Origin of the sequence: Mesorhizobium sp. M2A.F.Ca.ET.043.05.1.1 (assembly GCF_003952445.1) — a bacterium.
In the GTDB taxonomy this organism is placed as follows: domain Bacteria; phylum Pseudomonadota; class Alphaproteobacteria; order Rhizobiales; family Rhizobiaceae; genus Mesorhizobium.
This window is the reverse complement of record NZ_CP034446.1, coordinates 1034640-1049137: the sequence shown is the minus strand read 5'-3', so window position 1 is coordinate 1049137 and position 14498 is coordinate 1034640. Positions and strand designations below refer to the sequence as shown.

The window sequence follows — 14498 nt, the reverse complement described above, 5'->3', positions numbered from 1 at the left end:
GGAAGTACAGATGGACCTATCAGGCCCAAATGCCAGCGGTGCCACCCTCGTCGAAACCGTCATGGCGGCGATCCGCCAGCGTATCGCGGCGCGCACGCTGACGCCCGGAACCCGCCTGCCGTCGATACGGGCCATGGCCAGAGCCATGCAGGTTTCGAAATCGACCGTGGTCGAAGCCTATGAGCGCCTCGCCGCGGAAGGCGCGATCCGTTCGCGCCCGGGCTCGGGTTTCTACGCCGCCGGCCAGCTTGCGCCATTGTCGCTCGCCGAGATCGGCCCTCGGCTTGACCGCGCGGTCGACCCGCTTTGGGTGTCGCGGCAATCGCTGGAAGCAGGCGAGGAGATGCTGAAGCCTGGCTGCGGCTGGCTGCCGGCGTCCTGGATGCCGCAGGTCGCCTTGCGCCGTGCGCTGCGCAGCGCGGCCCGCGCGGACGACGTGGTGCTCGCCGATTACGGCACCCCGCTTGGCCTGCCGCCGCTGCGCCAATTGCTGGCGCGGCGCATGGCCGAGCATGGCGTGGAAGCCTCGCCCGACCAGATCATGCTGACCGACTGCGGCACCCAGGCCATCGACCTTTTGTGCCGCTTCCTGATCGAACCGGGTGACGCGGTGCTGGTCGACGATCCCTGCTACTTCAACTTTCATGCGCTGTTGCGCGCCCACCAAGCCAAGGTGGTCGGCGTGCCCTATACGCCTTCCGGGCCGGACATCGAGCTTTTCGCTGCGGCGCTCGCCGAGCATCGGCCGCGCCTCTATATAACCAATTCCGGCATCCACAATCCGACCGGCGCGATCCTGTCGCCGGTCACCGCGCATCGGTTGCTGAAGCTCGCTGACCAGGCGGACCTCACCATCGTCGAGGACGATATTTTCGCCGACTTCGAACACAGCCCTGCTCCCAGGCTCGCGGCCTTCGATGGGTTGCAGCGCGTCGTCCAGATTGGTTCCTTCTCAAAAACCCTGTCGGCCTCGGTGCGCTGCGGCTTCATCGCGGCGCCCCCCGATTGGATGGAAGGCCTGACCGATCTCAAGATCGCCACGACATTCGGCGGTGCGCGGCTGTCGGCCGACCTGGTGTTGACCTTGTTGAAGGACGGCAGCTACCGCAAGCATGTCGAGCAGTTGCGCACGCGCCTGTCGCGCGCCATGGCCGAGACCGCCGGCAGGCTGAAGGCGATGGGCATCACGCCCTGGATCGACCAGCCGGCCGGCATGTTCCTCTGGTGCCGCCTGCCCGACGGCATCGACGCGGCGGAAGTGGCGCGCCATGCGCTGTCGGACAATGTCGTGCTGGCGCCAGGCAATGCCTTCAGCCTGTCGCACACCGCCGGCCGCTTCATGCGCTTCAACGTAGCGCAATGCGAAGATCAGCGCATTTTCAGGGCGCTGGACAAAGCGATGGCCGCATCCCGCCGCAAAGCCGCGTAGGCGCGACATCGGTTGCCCAAGCGATCTTGCGGGGCTCAAAGCCGGATGCCGGTCGCGCTTGCCTCCCGCCTCCGGTCAACTGGTAATTGACAGGCCTCGTGGCGCAAGCATAAATAGACAGACCTGTCTCACTACTGCTGCTATCATGACTGAACCGGCCAGAACCGACAAGCGCCAGCACATCGTTGAAACCGCCTATGGCCTGTTCAAGCGCGTGGGGTTCCACGCCACCGGCATCGACCGCATCATCGCCGAAGCCGACGTGGCCAAGATGACCATGTACCGGCACTTTCCCAGCAAGCACGATTTGATGGTCGAGGTCCTTGCCTACCGTGCGGAGCGCTTCGAGCGTCAACTCGATCGTCTCGCCGAACAGGCGGCCACGCCGGAACGGAAAATCGGCATGATCTTCGACTGGTACGGTCGCTGGTTCCACAGCGCCGACTTCCACGGCTGTCTGTTCGCGCATGCCCTGGCCGAGTTCGGCGATCCGGCGCACCCAGTGTTTCAGGCCGCCGCCAGGCAGAAGAACGGCCTCAAGCACCGGATGCGGCTGATCCTCGAAGAGATGATGCCCACCGACGAAGCCGATAGCGTTTCCGCTGCCCTGCTGATGCTGATCGAAGGCGCGACGCTGATGGCCCGGATGGGGCAGCCAGACTCCGCCATTCGCGACGCCCGCAAGGCGGCAATGGCCATCCTCGCTTCGCACGAGAAACTGCAATGAGCACGACGGTCATTGGCCTGGCACTGTTCGCTGCGATCCTGCACGCCAGTTGGAATGCCTTCCTGCGAACCGGCAGCGACAGGCTGTGGACCGTCACGGTCATGAGCTTCTCGGCAACGATCGCCGCCGTTCCGCTGGCGATCTTTCATCCCCTTCCGGTGTCATCGGCCTGGCCCTATATCGTTCTCTCGGCCTGCCTTCAGGTCGGCTACAGCTTCTTTCTCGTGGCGGCCTATCGCTACGGTGAATTGGGACAGGTCTACCCGATCGTTCGCGGCTCTGTGCCGCTCCTGGTGACGGTTGGTGGTTTCGTTCTGGCCGGCGAGCGCCTGAGCACGCTTCAGACCCTTGGCGTCGTCCTCGCCGCGCTCGGCATCATGAGCCTTTCCCTTGGCAAAGGGCGCGCGGCGACCAAATCAATCCTCTATGCCCTGGCGACCGGCGTGATCATCGCGGCCTATGCGACGGTCGATTCCATCGGTGTCCGCTCGGCGGGAAGCTCGGGCGCCTACACGGCCTGGGTGCTGTTGATCTACGGCGTGCTGCTGCCGGCCACCTTCATCATCTGCCGCGGCAAGCTCACGGTGGATCTTCGTTCGCCGGACGCGCTGAAGGCGCTTGGCGGCGGGATTTTCGCCCTGATTGCCTACGGCGCCGTGGTTGCGGCCTTCGCGCTCGGGCCGGCCGGTCCGATCACGGCCATCCGCGAGACGAGCGTGGTTTTCGCGGTGCTGATCGGACGGCTTTTCCTGGGCGAGACGCTGACGCCGAAGCGCATTGCGGCCTGCGGCGTTGTCGCGCTAGGCGCGATATGCCTTGGCTATCATGGATGACTATGGCCGAGAGGCTGTTTCGAAATTCGCTCTGGCGAGTCATATAGTGGCGGTTTCGAGAACCGGAGCGGAGCGGACTCTGCGTCCGTGAGCACTGGAAGCGCAGAAAATGCCGCCAGATGGCCGCCGGAGCGAATTTCGAAACGGCCTCTAAGCGCCTGCCCGTTTGCGGCGCTCATACATCATCACCAGCGTCTCGGCAGTCAGCGCCGGCTTCTGCTCGCCTTCGATCTCGACGGTGTTGGCAGCCTTCATCAGATACTGGCCGGGGCCGCGGTCCTCCATGGACAGCAGCGTCGTGCGCAGCCTGATGCGCGCCCCGGCCTTGACCGGCGCCAGGAAGCGCACCTTATCGAAGCCGTAGTTGAAGGCGGCTTGCGTGTTTTCCGGCACGATGCCCATCTCCAGCGCCAGCGCGCCGATGATCGACAAGGTCAGATAGCCATGCGCGATCGTGGTGCGGAACGGGCTCTGCCGCTTTGCCCGCGCGGGATCGACATGGATCCACTGGTGGTCGCCCGTGCACTCGGCGAACTGGTCGATGCGCCGCTGGTCGACCGTCGTCCAATCGGACACGCCGAGCTCCTGCCCGGACATTGTGCGCAACTGTTCAAAAGTCGGCGGCGTTCTCCGCCGTGGTTCGGTCATTCCGGCTTTCCCGTCACTCTTGCCTGTCTCCCGACCATGAAGCGGCGGCCTCTGTCAATTCGCCGCTTCGCAATTTTCGCCGGTAGAGTTGATGCTTTTAGGGCAGGCCAGAACGCTCGAGCGCCTGCGCCGGTTGCATCGCATGTCGGTCTATGATGGGCTCGAAACCCGCCGGACAGCCTATTTCTTTTCGTAGCCGGCGCGGATTTCCGCCATCGCGTCCCTGATCCGGTCGCGCAGGATCTCGACCGATTCGATGCTGGATTTCCGTACAAGGTCAGCCACTTCGCTGGCGTTCTTCAGCGTCGTCTCGAACGACTTGCGGGCAAATTCAGCCTGTTTGCTCATCAGGTCCTGCGGGTTGCCCGGCGCCTGGTAGTTCTGCGCCATCCGCGTGACCTCGTTGATGGCATTCTGCACCATCTCATGCTGCCTCGCCAGCACCGAGGAGGCGCCGGCCGCGCCTGCCCGCGCCGACTTTTCCAGGGCTTCGAGGTTCTTGCGATGATGATCGAGAATCGCCTGGACATCGACATTCGGCATTTTCAGGTCGCGGCCGAACCTGCTGAACATGTCGAGGAACGAGTCGGATTCCGGTTGTTTTGCCATGCCCTGCCTCCCGTTTTGCTGCCCTTGCGGCGTGCCAGAAGGAGAATAGTGCCAGTTAGGCCCGCGTCAATTGACCAGAAACAGCCGCTCCGCCGTATAGAGCGCCAGGCCGGCCAGCCCACCGATGATCATGCCGTTGAAGCGGATATATTGCAGATCCTTGCCGATATTCGTCTCGATCAGCCGAGTCAGCTGCGCCAGGTCCCAGCGCTTGACCTGGTCGGCGATGAATGTCGACACGCCGCTTTTCTGGCTCTCGACAAACGAGGCCAGCGCCACGACGAAGCCCTGGTTCATGTCGGCCCTGATCTGTGCATCCGCGGCCAGATGCTTGCCGGCCTCGACGAACATGTTCGCCAGGTGCTCGCGTATCGTCGAACTCGGCGCATTGACATCCTGCTCGATGAACAGGCGCAGGCTCGCCCATGCATCGCCAGCCAGCGCCCTCACCTCCGGGCGGCCGAGAAAATCACGCTTCAGCTTCTCGGCGCGCCTTGCATATTGCTTCGAGGTCCTGAGCCGCTCGATGAAGCCCAGCGCGAAGCGGTCGAATTCGGCGCGCATCGGGTGGTCGGGATCGGCCCTGACCTCATCCAGCAGTGAACCCGCCGAAGCGACGATCTTCTTCAAAAGATAGGCATCGGCGCGAAACAGGTTGAACAGCGACGGCAATTCCTCGCGGATTTTCTCGCGCATCGTCGCCAGCGCCTGCTCGTCGTTGAGGAAACGTCCGACCACCCGCGTGAATTCATCGAACAGTTTTTGATGGCGGCGGTCGTCGGTCAGCGCCGACAAAAGATCCGCCGCGAGCGGCGCCAGCGGCACCTTTTCGATCTGCTCCAGCATGCGGCTGGTGACGAAGTCGCGCAGCCCGGATTGCTCCACCGCCGTCAGCGTCTGCGGCACCAGCCGCGCGACGAATCGGGACAGGCCGGCGGCACGCTCGGCATCGGCCAGCCAGTCGGCGACCAGGGCGGCGAAGTCGACCTCGGCAAGCTTTTCACGCACCGGCTCCGGCGCCAGGAAATTGGCCTCGATGAAGCGGCCGAGATTGTCAGCGATGCGATGCTGGTTCTCCGGAATGATGGCGGTGTGTGGGATCGGCAGCCCGAGCGGCCGCCGGAACAGCGCCACCACGGCATACCAGTCGGCGATGCCGCCTATGGTCGCCGCCTCCGCGAAGGCAGCGACGAAGCCGAGCCACGGATAGGCAGCCTGGAAGGACTTCGCCAGCGCGAAGACGAGGATGCACAGCGCAAGCGCGGCCGCGGCGATGAATTTGGTCCGCCGCAGCGCCGAGAGCTTTGCCTGCGCGTCGGCGTCGAATCGAACCGGCGCGAGAGCCGGAGCTGATTGAGACATGAAAAGGCCGTTTCCTGTTTGCACCCGCCTCTATCTAGTGCATGTCGCCCAAAAGTGCGCAGCGGTTTTGGGAAAACGACATGCATAAAAACAAAGACTTAACGCGCGTCGCCTGAATCCGCTTCAGCGCGACGCGCTTTATGCCTGCGCCCGCAACGCTCGCCCGAAGCACAGGAGGGCAAATCGGGCCGCCATCGGCGCCGGCCCGCACAAAAAGTTGACACGATTATTCAGCTATGTGCCAGTCCAGTCTGGAATTGTTCCAAACTATGGGCCATATTCGGCTTAAGCTAATATTTCGCGAGGTTACCATGCGGCTCACGCGCCAGACCAATTATGCGATGCGCATCCTGATGTATTGCGCCGCAAATACCGACAGGTTGAGCCGCATCCCCGAGATCGCCGCCGCCTATTCGGTGTCGGAACTCTTCCTGTTCAAGATCCTGCAGCCGCTGGTCGAGGCCGGCCTCGTCGAAACCGTGCGCGGCAGGAATGGCGGTGTCAGGCTCGGCCGTCCGGCCGAGCAGATCAGCCTGTTCGATGTCGTGCGCGTCACCGAAGAGAGCTTCGCCATGGCGGAGTGCTTCGAGAACGACGCCGCCGAATGCCCGCTGGTCGACAGCTGCGCCCTGAATTCGGCGCTGCGCGAGGCGCTCAACGCCTTCTTCGCCGTGCTTTCCCGCTACACGATCGCCGATCTGATCGCCGCGCGCCCGAATGTGCGCCACCTGCTGGGCATCGACCTGCTGGAGCAGCGCGCCCCTGCAGCCTAGGCGGCGGACTGCGGCAACACGAACGGCATGCTTCCTTCGGGCAGCGCGCCGACCTTCAGCCTGCAGTCGAACACCTTTTCGATCAGTTCATCGTTCAGCACATCCGCCGGTGCACCGGCGGCCGCCAGCTGGCCACGAGAGAGCAAGAAAATCCGGTCGGCATACATCGCCGTCAGATTGAGGTCGTGCAGGATCGCCACCACGCCGCCGCCGCGCCGTGCGAAATCGCGGGCGATGTTCATGATGATGAGCTGGTGCTTGACGTCGAGGCTGGAGACCGGCTCGTCGAGGAAGAGATAGCGCGGCCGCCCCTCCAGCACCGGCGCCCAGACCTGGCAGAGCACGCGGGCAAGCTGCACGCGCTGCTGCTCGCCGCCGGAAAGCTCCTGGTAGAAGCGGCCGGCAAAGCCATCAAGGTCGACACGCGCCAGCGCCCGCTCGGGGAGCCGTGCATCCTCGCCAGGCAGCACGCCCGAGCGCCCACCGATCAGGCCGAGGCGCACGATCTCGCGCACGGTGAACGGGAAGGACAGCGCCGTGGCCTGCGGCAGCACGGCGCGCAGCGTTGCCGCCTCGACCGGCTTCATGGCCGACAGGTCGCGGCCGTTGAGGGTGACGGTGCCGGTATAGGCGAACTCGCCGGTCAGCGCCTTGAGCAAAGTCGTCTTGCCGGATCCGTTCGGTCCGACGATGGCCGAGACCGCACCGGGCTGCGCCGCGAAGTCGACATGCGAGACGATACGCCTGCCGCCGATCGCCACCGAGATGTCGCGCGCTTCGATCATGGCAGGCTCACAGATCAATGACGCCGCGCTTGCGCAGCAGTATCCACAGGAAGAACGGCGCGCCGGCGACCGCCGTGACGATCCCGATCGGCAGCTCGGCCGGCGCGACAACGGTGCGGGCGACCGCGTCGGCGATAAGCAGCAGCGATGCGCCGAGCAGGGCCGAGGCCGGCAGCAAATAGCGGTTGTCCGGTCCGATCGCCAACCGCAGGACATGCGGCACGACGATGCCGATGAAACCGATGCCGCCGCTGACCGCGACCGAAGCGCCGACCGCCGCAGACACTCCGACTATCGCTATGTATTTCAACCGCTGCACCGGGATGCCGAGATGCCCCGCGATCGCCTCGCCCAGCGCCAGCGCGTTGAGGCCGCGCGACAGGAATGGCATCGCGGCCAGCGCCAGGATGATCACCGGCCCGACGGTGCCGATCTTCGGCCATGTCGCGCCGGCAAGCGAGCCGAGCTGCCAGAAGGTCAGGTCGCGCAGTTGCCGGTCGTCGGCCATGAAGATCAGGACGCCTGTCAGCGCCATGGCAAGGGCGCTGATGGCGATGCCGGCAAGCAGCATCGTGGCGACCGAGGTCCGTCCCTGGCGCGTAGCGATGGCATAAAGCAGCAACGTCACCGCGAGCCCGCCGAAAAACGCCGCGAGCGGGAGCGCAAGCGTGCCGAATGCGAGCGTGAAGGGCGCAAGCCATGTGGTGCCGAGTACGATGATCGCCACAGCGCCGAGGCTGGAGCCGGCGGAAACGCCGATCAAACCGGGATCGGCAAGCGGATTGCGGAACAGTCCCTGCATCACCGCGCCGCAGACGGCGAGCGCGGCGCCGATCAGCACCCCGAGCAGCACGCGCGGCATGCGAATGTCATAGACGATCAGCTGGTCGCGCGCGGCAAGCGCCGCATCCGGCGGCACGGCTCCGGTGAACCAGTCACGAATGACGCGAAGGGCGGACGCATCCGAAGCGCCCGACGTCAGCGACAGGGCTACCGAAAGGGTCAGCGCCAGGCACAAGAGCGCGATGACGAACCTTGCCCGCGTCGAGCGATCGCCCTCGGCCGCCATCACCCTGCCCACACCAGCTATGGACTGTTCGGCCATCGCCGCTCAGTCCGTGACCTGGTTGCCATAGAGCGAGACGGCCAGATCGTGGATCGCCTCCGCCGTGCGCGGGCCGAAGCCGAGCAGATAGCCGCCCCACATGCTGACCATCTTGCGGTTCGTACCAGCCGGCGTCGAAGCGACGGCAGGATTGGCGAACAGCTCGTCTTCCGAGATCGGCGGACCGCCGCCCTTCATCGTCAGGATGACATCCGGCTTGGCGCTGACGATCGCCTCATCCGTCATCCCCTTGTAACCGGAAAAGCCCTCGACAGCGTTGACCGCACCGGCCAGCCTGATGATGCCGTCGGCCGCGGTGTCGCTGCCGGCGGCAAGGATCTTGCCGCCTTGCGTCGACAGCACGAACAGCACGCGCTTGCGCTCCTTGATCGAGGCCGTCTGCTTTTCGGCCGCCGTCAGCTTCGCATCGGTATCGATAGCCAGCTTCTCGGCTTTGGCTTCAACCCCCAGCGCCTTGCCGACGATTCGGATCTTTTCGAGGATGCCCTCATGGTTGAAGTGGTCCGGCACCTCGATGAAAGGCACGCTCGACTTCTTCAGCACGTCGACCGCTTCCTTCGGGCCGCTGCCCTGCAGCGCCAGGATTCCGGTCGGACTGACCGACAGGACACCCTCGGGCGACAGCGCCCGCATGTAACCGACATCCGGCAGCTTCGCCGCCGCCTCGGGATAGGTGCTGGTCGAGTCGCGGGCGACGAGACGGCCCTCCTCGCCGAGCGCGTAGACGATCTCGGTGATCGATCCGCCTATGGAGGCGATGCGCGAGGAGTCGGAAAAGACAACCGTGCTTTCTTCCGCCTTGGCTGGTTGGATGGCGACGGCAAGGAGGACACCGAGCATCGGCGCAAGCGCCGCGCGGAAACTGAGAACAAAGCGCATTGGGTGCTACCTTATGCAGCGGTGGGGCTTGGGATGCGGGGCAGGTTCTCGGCCAGGAAACGCCAGTCTTCCCGCTCGCCTTCACCTTCATGACGCTTGCCGAAGAACTGGATGATCATGCTGCCATTGGCATCATAGGCCTCCAGCGAGGTGACGTGGCCGTCCTTGGTCGGCTTGCGCAGCGCCCAGACCTCGTGGATGTGATCGGTCCTCAGATGCAGGTGGAAGGTCTCGTCGAGCACATTGATCCATGGTCCCATCGGCTTGACCGACTTGATCGGGCCGGAATGGATCTGGATGCAGCCGCGATTGCCCACGAAGCACATGATGGGCATCCCGCCTGCAGCGGCGTGATGGAACATGGCGCTCACCGCATCATTGTCGAGCAGCCAGGCATAGTCCTGCCCCACCATGCGCACCGCCTCGCGGCGGCTGAGCTTCAACGTCTTCAGCATACCGAAGAACTGATGCACGTCGGTGAGCCGGCTCCAGCGGTCGCGCAGATCGTCGATCAAGGCAACCGAAGCCTGGCCCTCACCTCCCGCTTCCGCGGCGCTTGGGAAGATCGCGACGGTCGGTTCCTGGTTCGATGATTCGAGGCTCGCCACCAGCTTCTGGTAGGCATAGAGGCTGGATGCTGGCTTCAGATGCACCTTGTGCACCGCCTCGCCCGCTGCGTCGAAGAACTGCAGGCTGCGGCGGATTTCGTCGCCGTCGCGCTTCTCGACGGCAAAGCCATGCGCCCAGACCTTCGGGAAGATTCGCAGGTCGATGTTTTCGCCAAGCACCATGGCGTTGTGGTTGCCGGTGACGACCTTGTCGTAGATGCCGATCTTTTCATGCACGGCGCTTTCGTTGCGGGTCAGCGCCATCACCTCGCCGACCGCCTCGAGGCCGGTCAGAAGGTCGTTGACGCGCGGCTCGACTCGCACCGCGCCGATGCCGCAATGCGCCGCGACCAGTTCCGCTTCCGAAATGCCCAATTGCGCCGAGAGATCGCGCTCCCGCATTTTCGGATTTTCTTCCCGCGCCCGCCGGATTTCCTCCGGCGACGGCTTAACGCGCTGGTCCATGTCGTCCACCTGTATTGCCTGATGTTCGTCTATCGCCCGCCGACGGCGGTCACTTGTTGAGGATCAGCTTGCCCTGGCGGGTGATCTTCAGGCGGTAGAGTGCGCCGTGATGCTCGATGCCGATCTCATGCTCGCCCTGGAACAGTGTGTTGCTGGACAGCGTTCTCACCGCCAGCGGCACCCGTTCGTAACGCATCTGCGTCTCTTCCGGGCGGCGGACGCGATAGCGGAAATCGTTGGGATTGTGCGTGTTCATCGGGTCGGTCCCTTTCCTCTGACGGCCACCGTGGCCGCAGCCTCATAATATGCCGATTCAATTCTTGACTCGAATAATCATGTTTACTAGTCAGTGCATTACCGGACTAAATGAGTCAACATTTAAGACGCCGGACGTGATCAAAAATGCGAGCGAGCCATTGGCCAGCCAGCTACGAGCCTGAAAATCTGGAGTTGGGGCATGGGGTTGGTGACTTGGGGACGAACGGGCCTGGGGGGCGAGAACGCGGGTCCGAGCTTCCGATCGATAGCGAACGGCATTGCCATCTTGATGGCCGGAGCGGCGGCGATCGCGCTCAGCGTATCGGCGGCAAAAGCGCAACAGGCCACGCAGTCGGCGACCAGCCAGCAGGCCGATCAAAAAAAGAAGGCTGACGAGAAGGCCGCCGCCGAAGGAACCTTGCTCGACAAGATCCTCGTCATCAGCCGCACCGGCGAGACGGCGATCCAATCGCTGGCTTCAGCCAGCCATGTCGATCAGGAGCAGCTCGACCGCCGCATGGCGACGACGCCGAACGAGATGCTGCTCGGCGTGCCCGGCGTCGCCGTGCAGGCCGACGCGCGCCGCGTCTCTTCGAGCATCAACATCCGCGGCCTGCAGGATTTCGGCCGCGTCGCGGTGATCGTTGATGGCGCCAGGCAGGATTTCCAGCGCTCGGACCACGGCACGCAGTCGACCTTCTATGTCGATCCTGAGCTCATCAAGTCGGTCGACGTCATCCGTGGCCCGGTCGCCAACACCTACGGCTCCGGCGCCATCGGCGGCGTCGTCTTCTTCGACACCAAGGACGCCGCCGATTTCCTCAAGCCGGAAGAGACCTGGGCCGGCTCGCTGACCGGACGCTATGAGAGCAACGGCAAGGGCTGGACCACCAGCGCCACCGGCGCCTACAAGATCAACGACAACTGGGACGTTCTCGGCAACATCGTCTATCGCGACTATGGCGACTACAAGAACGGCGGCGGCGACACCGTTGCCGGCACCGGTTTCGACGTGCTGAGCGGCCTGCTCAAGACCACCATACGCCCGACCGAAAACAGCGAGTTGAAGCTTGGCTGGGTCGGCTCCAAGGACGGCTGGACCGAGACCAGCGGCGGCGTGCCCGCCAACGACGTCGACCTCAAGTCGAATACCTTTACCGCCCGCTACAACATCACCGACGATGCCAAGAGCTGGCTCGACCTCCACATCAACGCTTCCTACAACAAGACAGTTCTCGACCTGACGACGCTGACCGCGCAGAACCGCTTCGATCCGACCACCGGCCTGCCCGTGGTGCTGCCGCCCGGCTCACTGTCGACCTTCGATGTCGGCACGACCGGCATCGACATCTGGAACACCTCGCGCTTCGAGACGGCGGGCGTCGCGCATGAGCTGACCTATGGCGGCGACTGGGTTGGCGACGATGTCGATACCGGCGGCAGCGCCGGCGGCGACAGTTTTTATACGCCGTCGGGCAAGCGCAACGTCTCCGGTGCCTACATCCAGGACAAGCTGACCTGGGAATGGCTCGAGATCATTGGCGGCCTGCGCTACGACAACTACAGCCTGAAGGACGATACGAACGAGACCTCCGGCGACCGGGTGTCGCCGCGCATCACGGTCGGCGTCTCGCCCTTCGAAAGCGCCGGCCTGGCAGGCCTGCAGTTCTACGGCACCTATGCGGAAGGTTACCGCTCGCCCTCGCTGACCGAGACGTTGATCAGCGGCAACCATCCGGCCGGCGTCAGCTTCCCGTTCTTGCCCAACCCGAACCTCAAGCCCGAGACCGGCAAGACCGTCGAGTTCGGCATCAATTACAAGCAGAACGACATCATCGAGGGCGGCGACGCGCTGCGACTCAAGGCCGCCTATTTCAACAACAATGTCGACGACTACATCGACGGCGTGACGCTCTCGCCCTTCGATCCGACCAGCGGCTGCCCGTTCGGCCCGGGCATTCCGATCTGCTTCCAGTACCAGAACTTCGCCAAGGCCAAGATCAACGGCTTCGAGCTGGAAAGCGTCTACGACGCCGGCTGGGGCTATGCCGGCCTGTCGGCCTCCATCATCAACGGCCACACCATCTCTTATGAGGGCGGGCGCGCCGACCTTGCCACCATCCCCTCCTCGCAGGTCACCGCCCAGCTCGGCTTGCGCTTCCTTGAGGACAAGCTGACCGTCGGCGGCGAAGTGCAGTATAACGGCAAGCCCAAGGGCAATCCGGTGGCCAAGGATTATACGCTGGTCAACGCCTTCGCCAGCTACCAGGCGACGGACAATCTCAAGCTCGACTTCCGCGCCGACAATCTGTTCGACGTCAAATACACCAACCCGCTCAACGGAAGCACGACCGCCGTCCTCTACGAACCCGGCGTTACGCTGAAGCTCGCGGCAACCATGCGCTTTGGAGGCTGAGCGAGACATGAAACGCTTGATGACATCCTTTCGTCTGCTGACCTCGACGTTCGCGATGTCGCTTGCGATGGTGCCGGCGTGGGCCCAGTCCGCGCCGGCCGCTGCCTCAGCTCCGGCTCTCAGCCTCGAGCTCAATACCGCGCAGCCTTCGGAAAAAGGCTGCCGGCTGACTTTCGTTGTCAACAACGCGCTCGGCGCCGACCTGTCCAAGGCGGCTTTCGAGATCGCGCTGTTCAACGAGGCGGGCGTCGTCGACCGCCTCACCGTGCTTGATTTCAAGGACCTGCCGGCCGGCAAGACCAAGGTCACCCGCTTCGACCTTGCCGGCGCCGACTGCGGCAAGCTCAGCCGCGTGCTGATCAACAGCGCGACCGAATGCGCCGGCGTCGAACCCGCGGCCTGCATGCGCGCCTTGAAGACATCGACCAGGACCGCCATCGCTTTCGGGGTCTGACAGGCTGTGGGCTTCGAACCGGCACGCAACGCCTTTGTACAAGCGACGGCCGGCATAGGCCTGACGCTGCCTGCGGCAACCGATCTTGATTTGACCGATCTTGATTTGACAAGGACGCATCGCTTGCCGCAGGTCTCCTCGCGAGCCATGCAGGACATCGACCCCCTCTCCGACGCCGACAGCGAACCGGCGATCCCGCCGGCCGAGCCGCAGCAACGGCAGTCGGCGCAAGACCGCAAATGGCCGGTGGCTATTGTCGCCTCCGGCTTGCTCCATGCCGCCGCCGCGGCGGCGTTTTTCATCGCGCCTGCCGGAACATTCGACCCCCTGGATGCGATCCAGGCCGAAGGCAGCAGCCAGTCAGGCGCCGACGCCCAGGGCAGCGCCCTCAATGACGCGATGTCCGGCACGGTGGATGTAACCTTGGTGGCGGATCCGCAGCCGGTGAAGCGCCAAGCAGTCCAGCCCACTCCGCCGGCCGAAGCGCCGCAACCGGCCAGCCAACCTGTAGCGCCTCAGCCTCCGGCTGAAGCTGCCCAGCAGCCTGCTTCCACGCCCGATATCCTGACGGCCGCCACAGCGCGCCAAGACGATCAGAGCGTGCCCATGGCCGGCGAACCGGCGCCTGCGATCGAGCCGCAAAGCGCTGCCGCGTCGCCTGCCGAACCCGAACACCCACCGGCCCCGGCGGCAACGTCGGGCGCACCGGCAGGATCAGGCCAACCCGTTGAGACGCGCGGCACGGAAACAGCGGATGGCGACGCACGCGATGCGCCGACCATCGCCAGCAAGGGCAAGATGAAGACCGGCGCCGGCAATGCCCTGGAATCCCGCTACAGCGGCGAAATTCAAAAGAGGCTCGCCCGAGCCAACCGCCGCGTTTCGAAATCGGTCCAGGCAAAGGCCCGCAACAACGCCAGGGTGGTTTTCGTGATCGCGGCCGACGGCAGCATCAGCGACCTGCAGCTCGCCGAAAGTTCCGGCTCCGCCGAGCTCGATCAATTCGCTTTGACGCTGGTGCGCAAGCAGGCACCGTTCCCTCCCATTCCACCTGAGACAGGAAGATCAAGTTGGGTGTTCAAAGCGCGGATCGGTCCCTTCTGAAGTCTCGGTTGAAGCCACAATT

General features: G+C 64.3%; 15 protein-coding genes. 7 read left to right on the top strand and 8 right to left on the bottom strand.

All coding sequences use genetic code 11. From position 1 onward, the window contains the following. Positions 1–10: 10 nt before the first annotated feature. The 3 genes from EJ069_RS04950 to EJ069_RS04940 all read left to right on the top strand — a co-directional run bounded on the left by EJ069_RS04950 (position 11) and on the right by EJ069_RS04940 (position 2989). Complete coding sequence (locus EJ069_RS04950; RefSeq protein WP_126060339.1) at positions 11–1429, top strand: PLP-dependent aminotransferase family protein; 1419 nt, start codon at positions 11–13, stop codon at positions 1427–1429. A gap of 145 nt (positions 1430–1574) precedes the next feature. Beyond that, a complete protein-coding gene (locus tag EJ069_RS04945; protein ID WP_126060338.1) occupies positions 1575–2156 on the top strand; it encodes a TetR/AcrR family transcriptional regulator in 582 nt (193 codons plus the stop codon). Further along, complete coding sequence (locus EJ069_RS04940; protein WP_126060337.1) at positions 2153–2989, top strand: DMT family transporter; 837 nt, start codon at positions 2153–2155, stop codon at positions 2987–2989. Before EJ069_RS04945 ends, EJ069_RS04940 begins: the two co-directional genes overlap by 4 nt. Positions 2990–3139: 150 nt before the next feature. Here the strand turns inward: EJ069_RS04940 and EJ069_RS04935 are convergent, their stop codons facing one another. From EJ069_RS04935 to EJ069_RS04925, 3 genes are all read right to left on the bottom strand, one after another. Then, positions 3140–3637: a MaoC family dehydratase gene (locus EJ069_RS04935; RefSeq protein ID WP_126060336.1), complete on the bottom strand. Its 498-nt coding sequence runs from the start codon at positions 3635–3637 to the stop codon at positions 3140–3142. A gap of 180 nt (positions 3638–3817) precedes the next feature. Continuing rightward, positions 3818–4246: a TIGR01841 family phasin gene (gene phaP, locus EJ069_RS04930; RefSeq protein ID WP_126060335.1), complete on the bottom strand. Its 429-nt coding sequence runs from the start codon at positions 4244–4246 to the stop codon at positions 3818–3820. A gap of 66 nt (positions 4247–4312) precedes the next feature. Further along, positions 4313–5608 (bottom strand): DUF445 domain-containing protein, encoded by a 1296-nt coding sequence (locus EJ069_RS04925; protein WP_126060334.1) that lies wholly within the window; start codon positions 5606–5608, stop codon positions 4313–4315. 311 nt (positions 5609–5919) lie between these two features. Here EJ069_RS04925 and rirA point away from each other — a divergent pair, with 311 nt between their 5' ends. Further along, positions 5920–6381, top strand: a complete 462-nt coding sequence (rirA, locus tag EJ069_RS04920) for an iron-responsive transcriptional regulator RirA (protein WP_040982432.1) — start codon at positions 5920–5922, stop codon at positions 6379–6381. Here rirA and EJ069_RS04915 read toward each other — a convergent pair. Genes EJ069_RS04915 through hemP form a run of 5 tightly spaced genes read right to left on the bottom strand, consistent with a single transcriptional unit; the run spans position 6378 to position 10500 of the window. After that, on the bottom strand, positions 6378–7166 hold the full coding sequence (locus tag EJ069_RS04915) for a heme ABC transporter ATP-binding protein (protein WP_126060333.1): 789 nt from the start codon (positions 7164–7166) through the stop codon (positions 6378–6380). The genes rirA and EJ069_RS04915 overlap by 4 nt on opposite strands. 7 nt (positions 7167–7173) lie before the next feature. Then, entirely contained in the window at positions 7174–8271 is a 1098-nt protein-coding gene (locus EJ069_RS04910) for an iron ABC transporter permease (protein ID WP_126060332.1), read from the bottom strand. Between the two features lie 6 nt (positions 8272–8277). Beyond that, positions 8278–9171 carry a hemin ABC transporter substrate-binding protein gene (locus EJ069_RS04905; RefSeq protein ID WP_126060331.1) on the bottom strand — a complete coding sequence of 298 codons (894 nt, stop codon included), beginning with the start codon at positions 9169–9171 and terminating at the stop codon, positions 8278–8280. Between the two features lie 11 nt (positions 9172–9182). Further along, on the bottom strand, positions 9183–10244 hold the full coding sequence (locus tag EJ069_RS04900) for a hemin-degrading factor (protein WP_126060330.1): 1062 nt from the start codon (positions 10242–10244) through the stop codon (positions 9183–9185). A 49-nt stretch (positions 10245–10293) separates the two neighbouring features. Further along, positions 10294–10500 carry a hemin uptake protein HemP gene (hemP, locus tag EJ069_RS04895; RefSeq protein WP_042644917.1) on the bottom strand — a complete coding sequence of 69 codons (207 nt, stop codon included), beginning with the start codon at positions 10498–10500 and terminating at the stop codon, positions 10294–10296. A 201-nt stretch (positions 10501–10701) separates the two neighbouring features. On the opposite strand from hemP, the gene EJ069_RS04890 reads away from it, so the two are divergent. From EJ069_RS04890 to EJ069_RS04880, 3 genes are read left to right on the top strand one after another with little or no spacing between them, the layout of a single operon-like run. Then, positions 10702–12918, top strand: coding sequence for a TonB-dependent hemoglobin/transferrin/lactoferrin family receptor (locus tag EJ069_RS04890; protein WP_126060329.1), 2217 nt, complete (start codon positions 10702–10704; stop codon positions 12916–12918). Positions 12919–12937: 19 nt separating this feature from the next. Continuing rightward, positions 12938–13372 carry a hypothetical protein gene (locus EJ069_RS04885; RefSeq protein WP_245456437.1) on the top strand — a complete coding sequence of 145 codons (435 nt, stop codon included), beginning with the start codon at positions 12938–12940 and terminating at the stop codon, positions 13370–13372. Positions 13373–13378: 6 nt separating this feature from the next. Further along, positions 13379–14476: a TonB family protein gene (locus tag EJ069_RS04880; protein ID WP_245456436.1), complete on the top strand. Its 1098-nt coding sequence runs from the start codon at positions 13379–13381 to the stop codon at positions 14474–14476. Positions 14477–14498 lie beyond the last annotated feature (22 nt).

Bases quoted from the DNA above. Each gene is read 5' to 3' on its own strand.
- EJ069_RS04890 (WP_126060329.1), top strand. From the start codon at position 10,702: ATGGGGTTGGTGACTTGGGGACGAACGGGCCTGGGGGGCGAGAACGCG.
- EJ069_RS04900 (WP_126060330.1), bottom strand. From the start codon at position 10,244: ATGGACCAGCGCGTTAAGCCGTCGCCGGAGGAAATCCGGCGGGCGCGG.
- EJ069_RS04885 (WP_245456437.1), top strand. From the start codon at position 12,938: ATGACATCCTTTCGTCTGCTGACCTCGACGTTCGCGATGTCGCTTGCG.
- hemP (WP_042644917.1), bottom strand. From the start codon at position 10,500: ATGAACACGCACAATCCCAACGATTTCCGCTATCGCGTCCGCCGCCCG.
- EJ069_RS04945 (WP_126060338.1), top strand. From the start codon at position 1,575: ATGACTGAACCGGCCAGAACCGACAAGCGCCAGCACATCGTTGAAACC.
- EJ069_RS04915 (WP_126060333.1), bottom strand. From the start codon at position 7,166: ATGATCGAAGCGCGCGACATCTCGGTGGCGATCGGCGGCAGGCGTATC.
- phaP (WP_126060335.1), bottom strand. From the start codon at position 4,246: ATGGCAAAACAACCGGAATCCGACTCGTTCCTCGACATGTTCAGCAGG.
- EJ069_RS04910 (WP_126060332.1), bottom strand. From the start codon at position 8,271: ATGGCCGAACAGTCCATAGCTGGTGTGGGCAGGGTGATGGCGGCCGAG.
- rirA (WP_040982432.1), top strand. From the start codon at position 5,920: ATGCGGCTCACGCGCCAGACCAATTATGCGATGCGCATCCTGATGTAT.
- EJ069_RS04940 (WP_126060337.1), top strand. From the start codon at position 2,153: ATGAGCACGACGGTCATTGGCCTGGCACTGTTCGCTGCGATCCTGCAC.
- EJ069_RS04935 (WP_126060336.1), bottom strand. From the start codon at position 3,637: ATGACCGAACCACGGCGGAGAACGCCGCCGACTTTTGAACAGTTGCGC.
- EJ069_RS04950 (WP_126060339.1), top strand. From the start codon at position 11: ATGGACCTATCAGGCCCAAATGCCAGCGGTGCCACCCTCGTCGAAACC.
- EJ069_RS04905 (WP_126060331.1), bottom strand. From the start codon at position 9,171: ATGCGCTTTGTTCTCAGTTTCCGCGCGGCGCTTGCGCCGATGCTCGGT.
- EJ069_RS04925 (WP_126060334.1), bottom strand. From the start codon at position 5,608: ATGTCTCAATCAGCTCCGGCTCTCGCGCCGGTTCGATTCGACGCCGAC.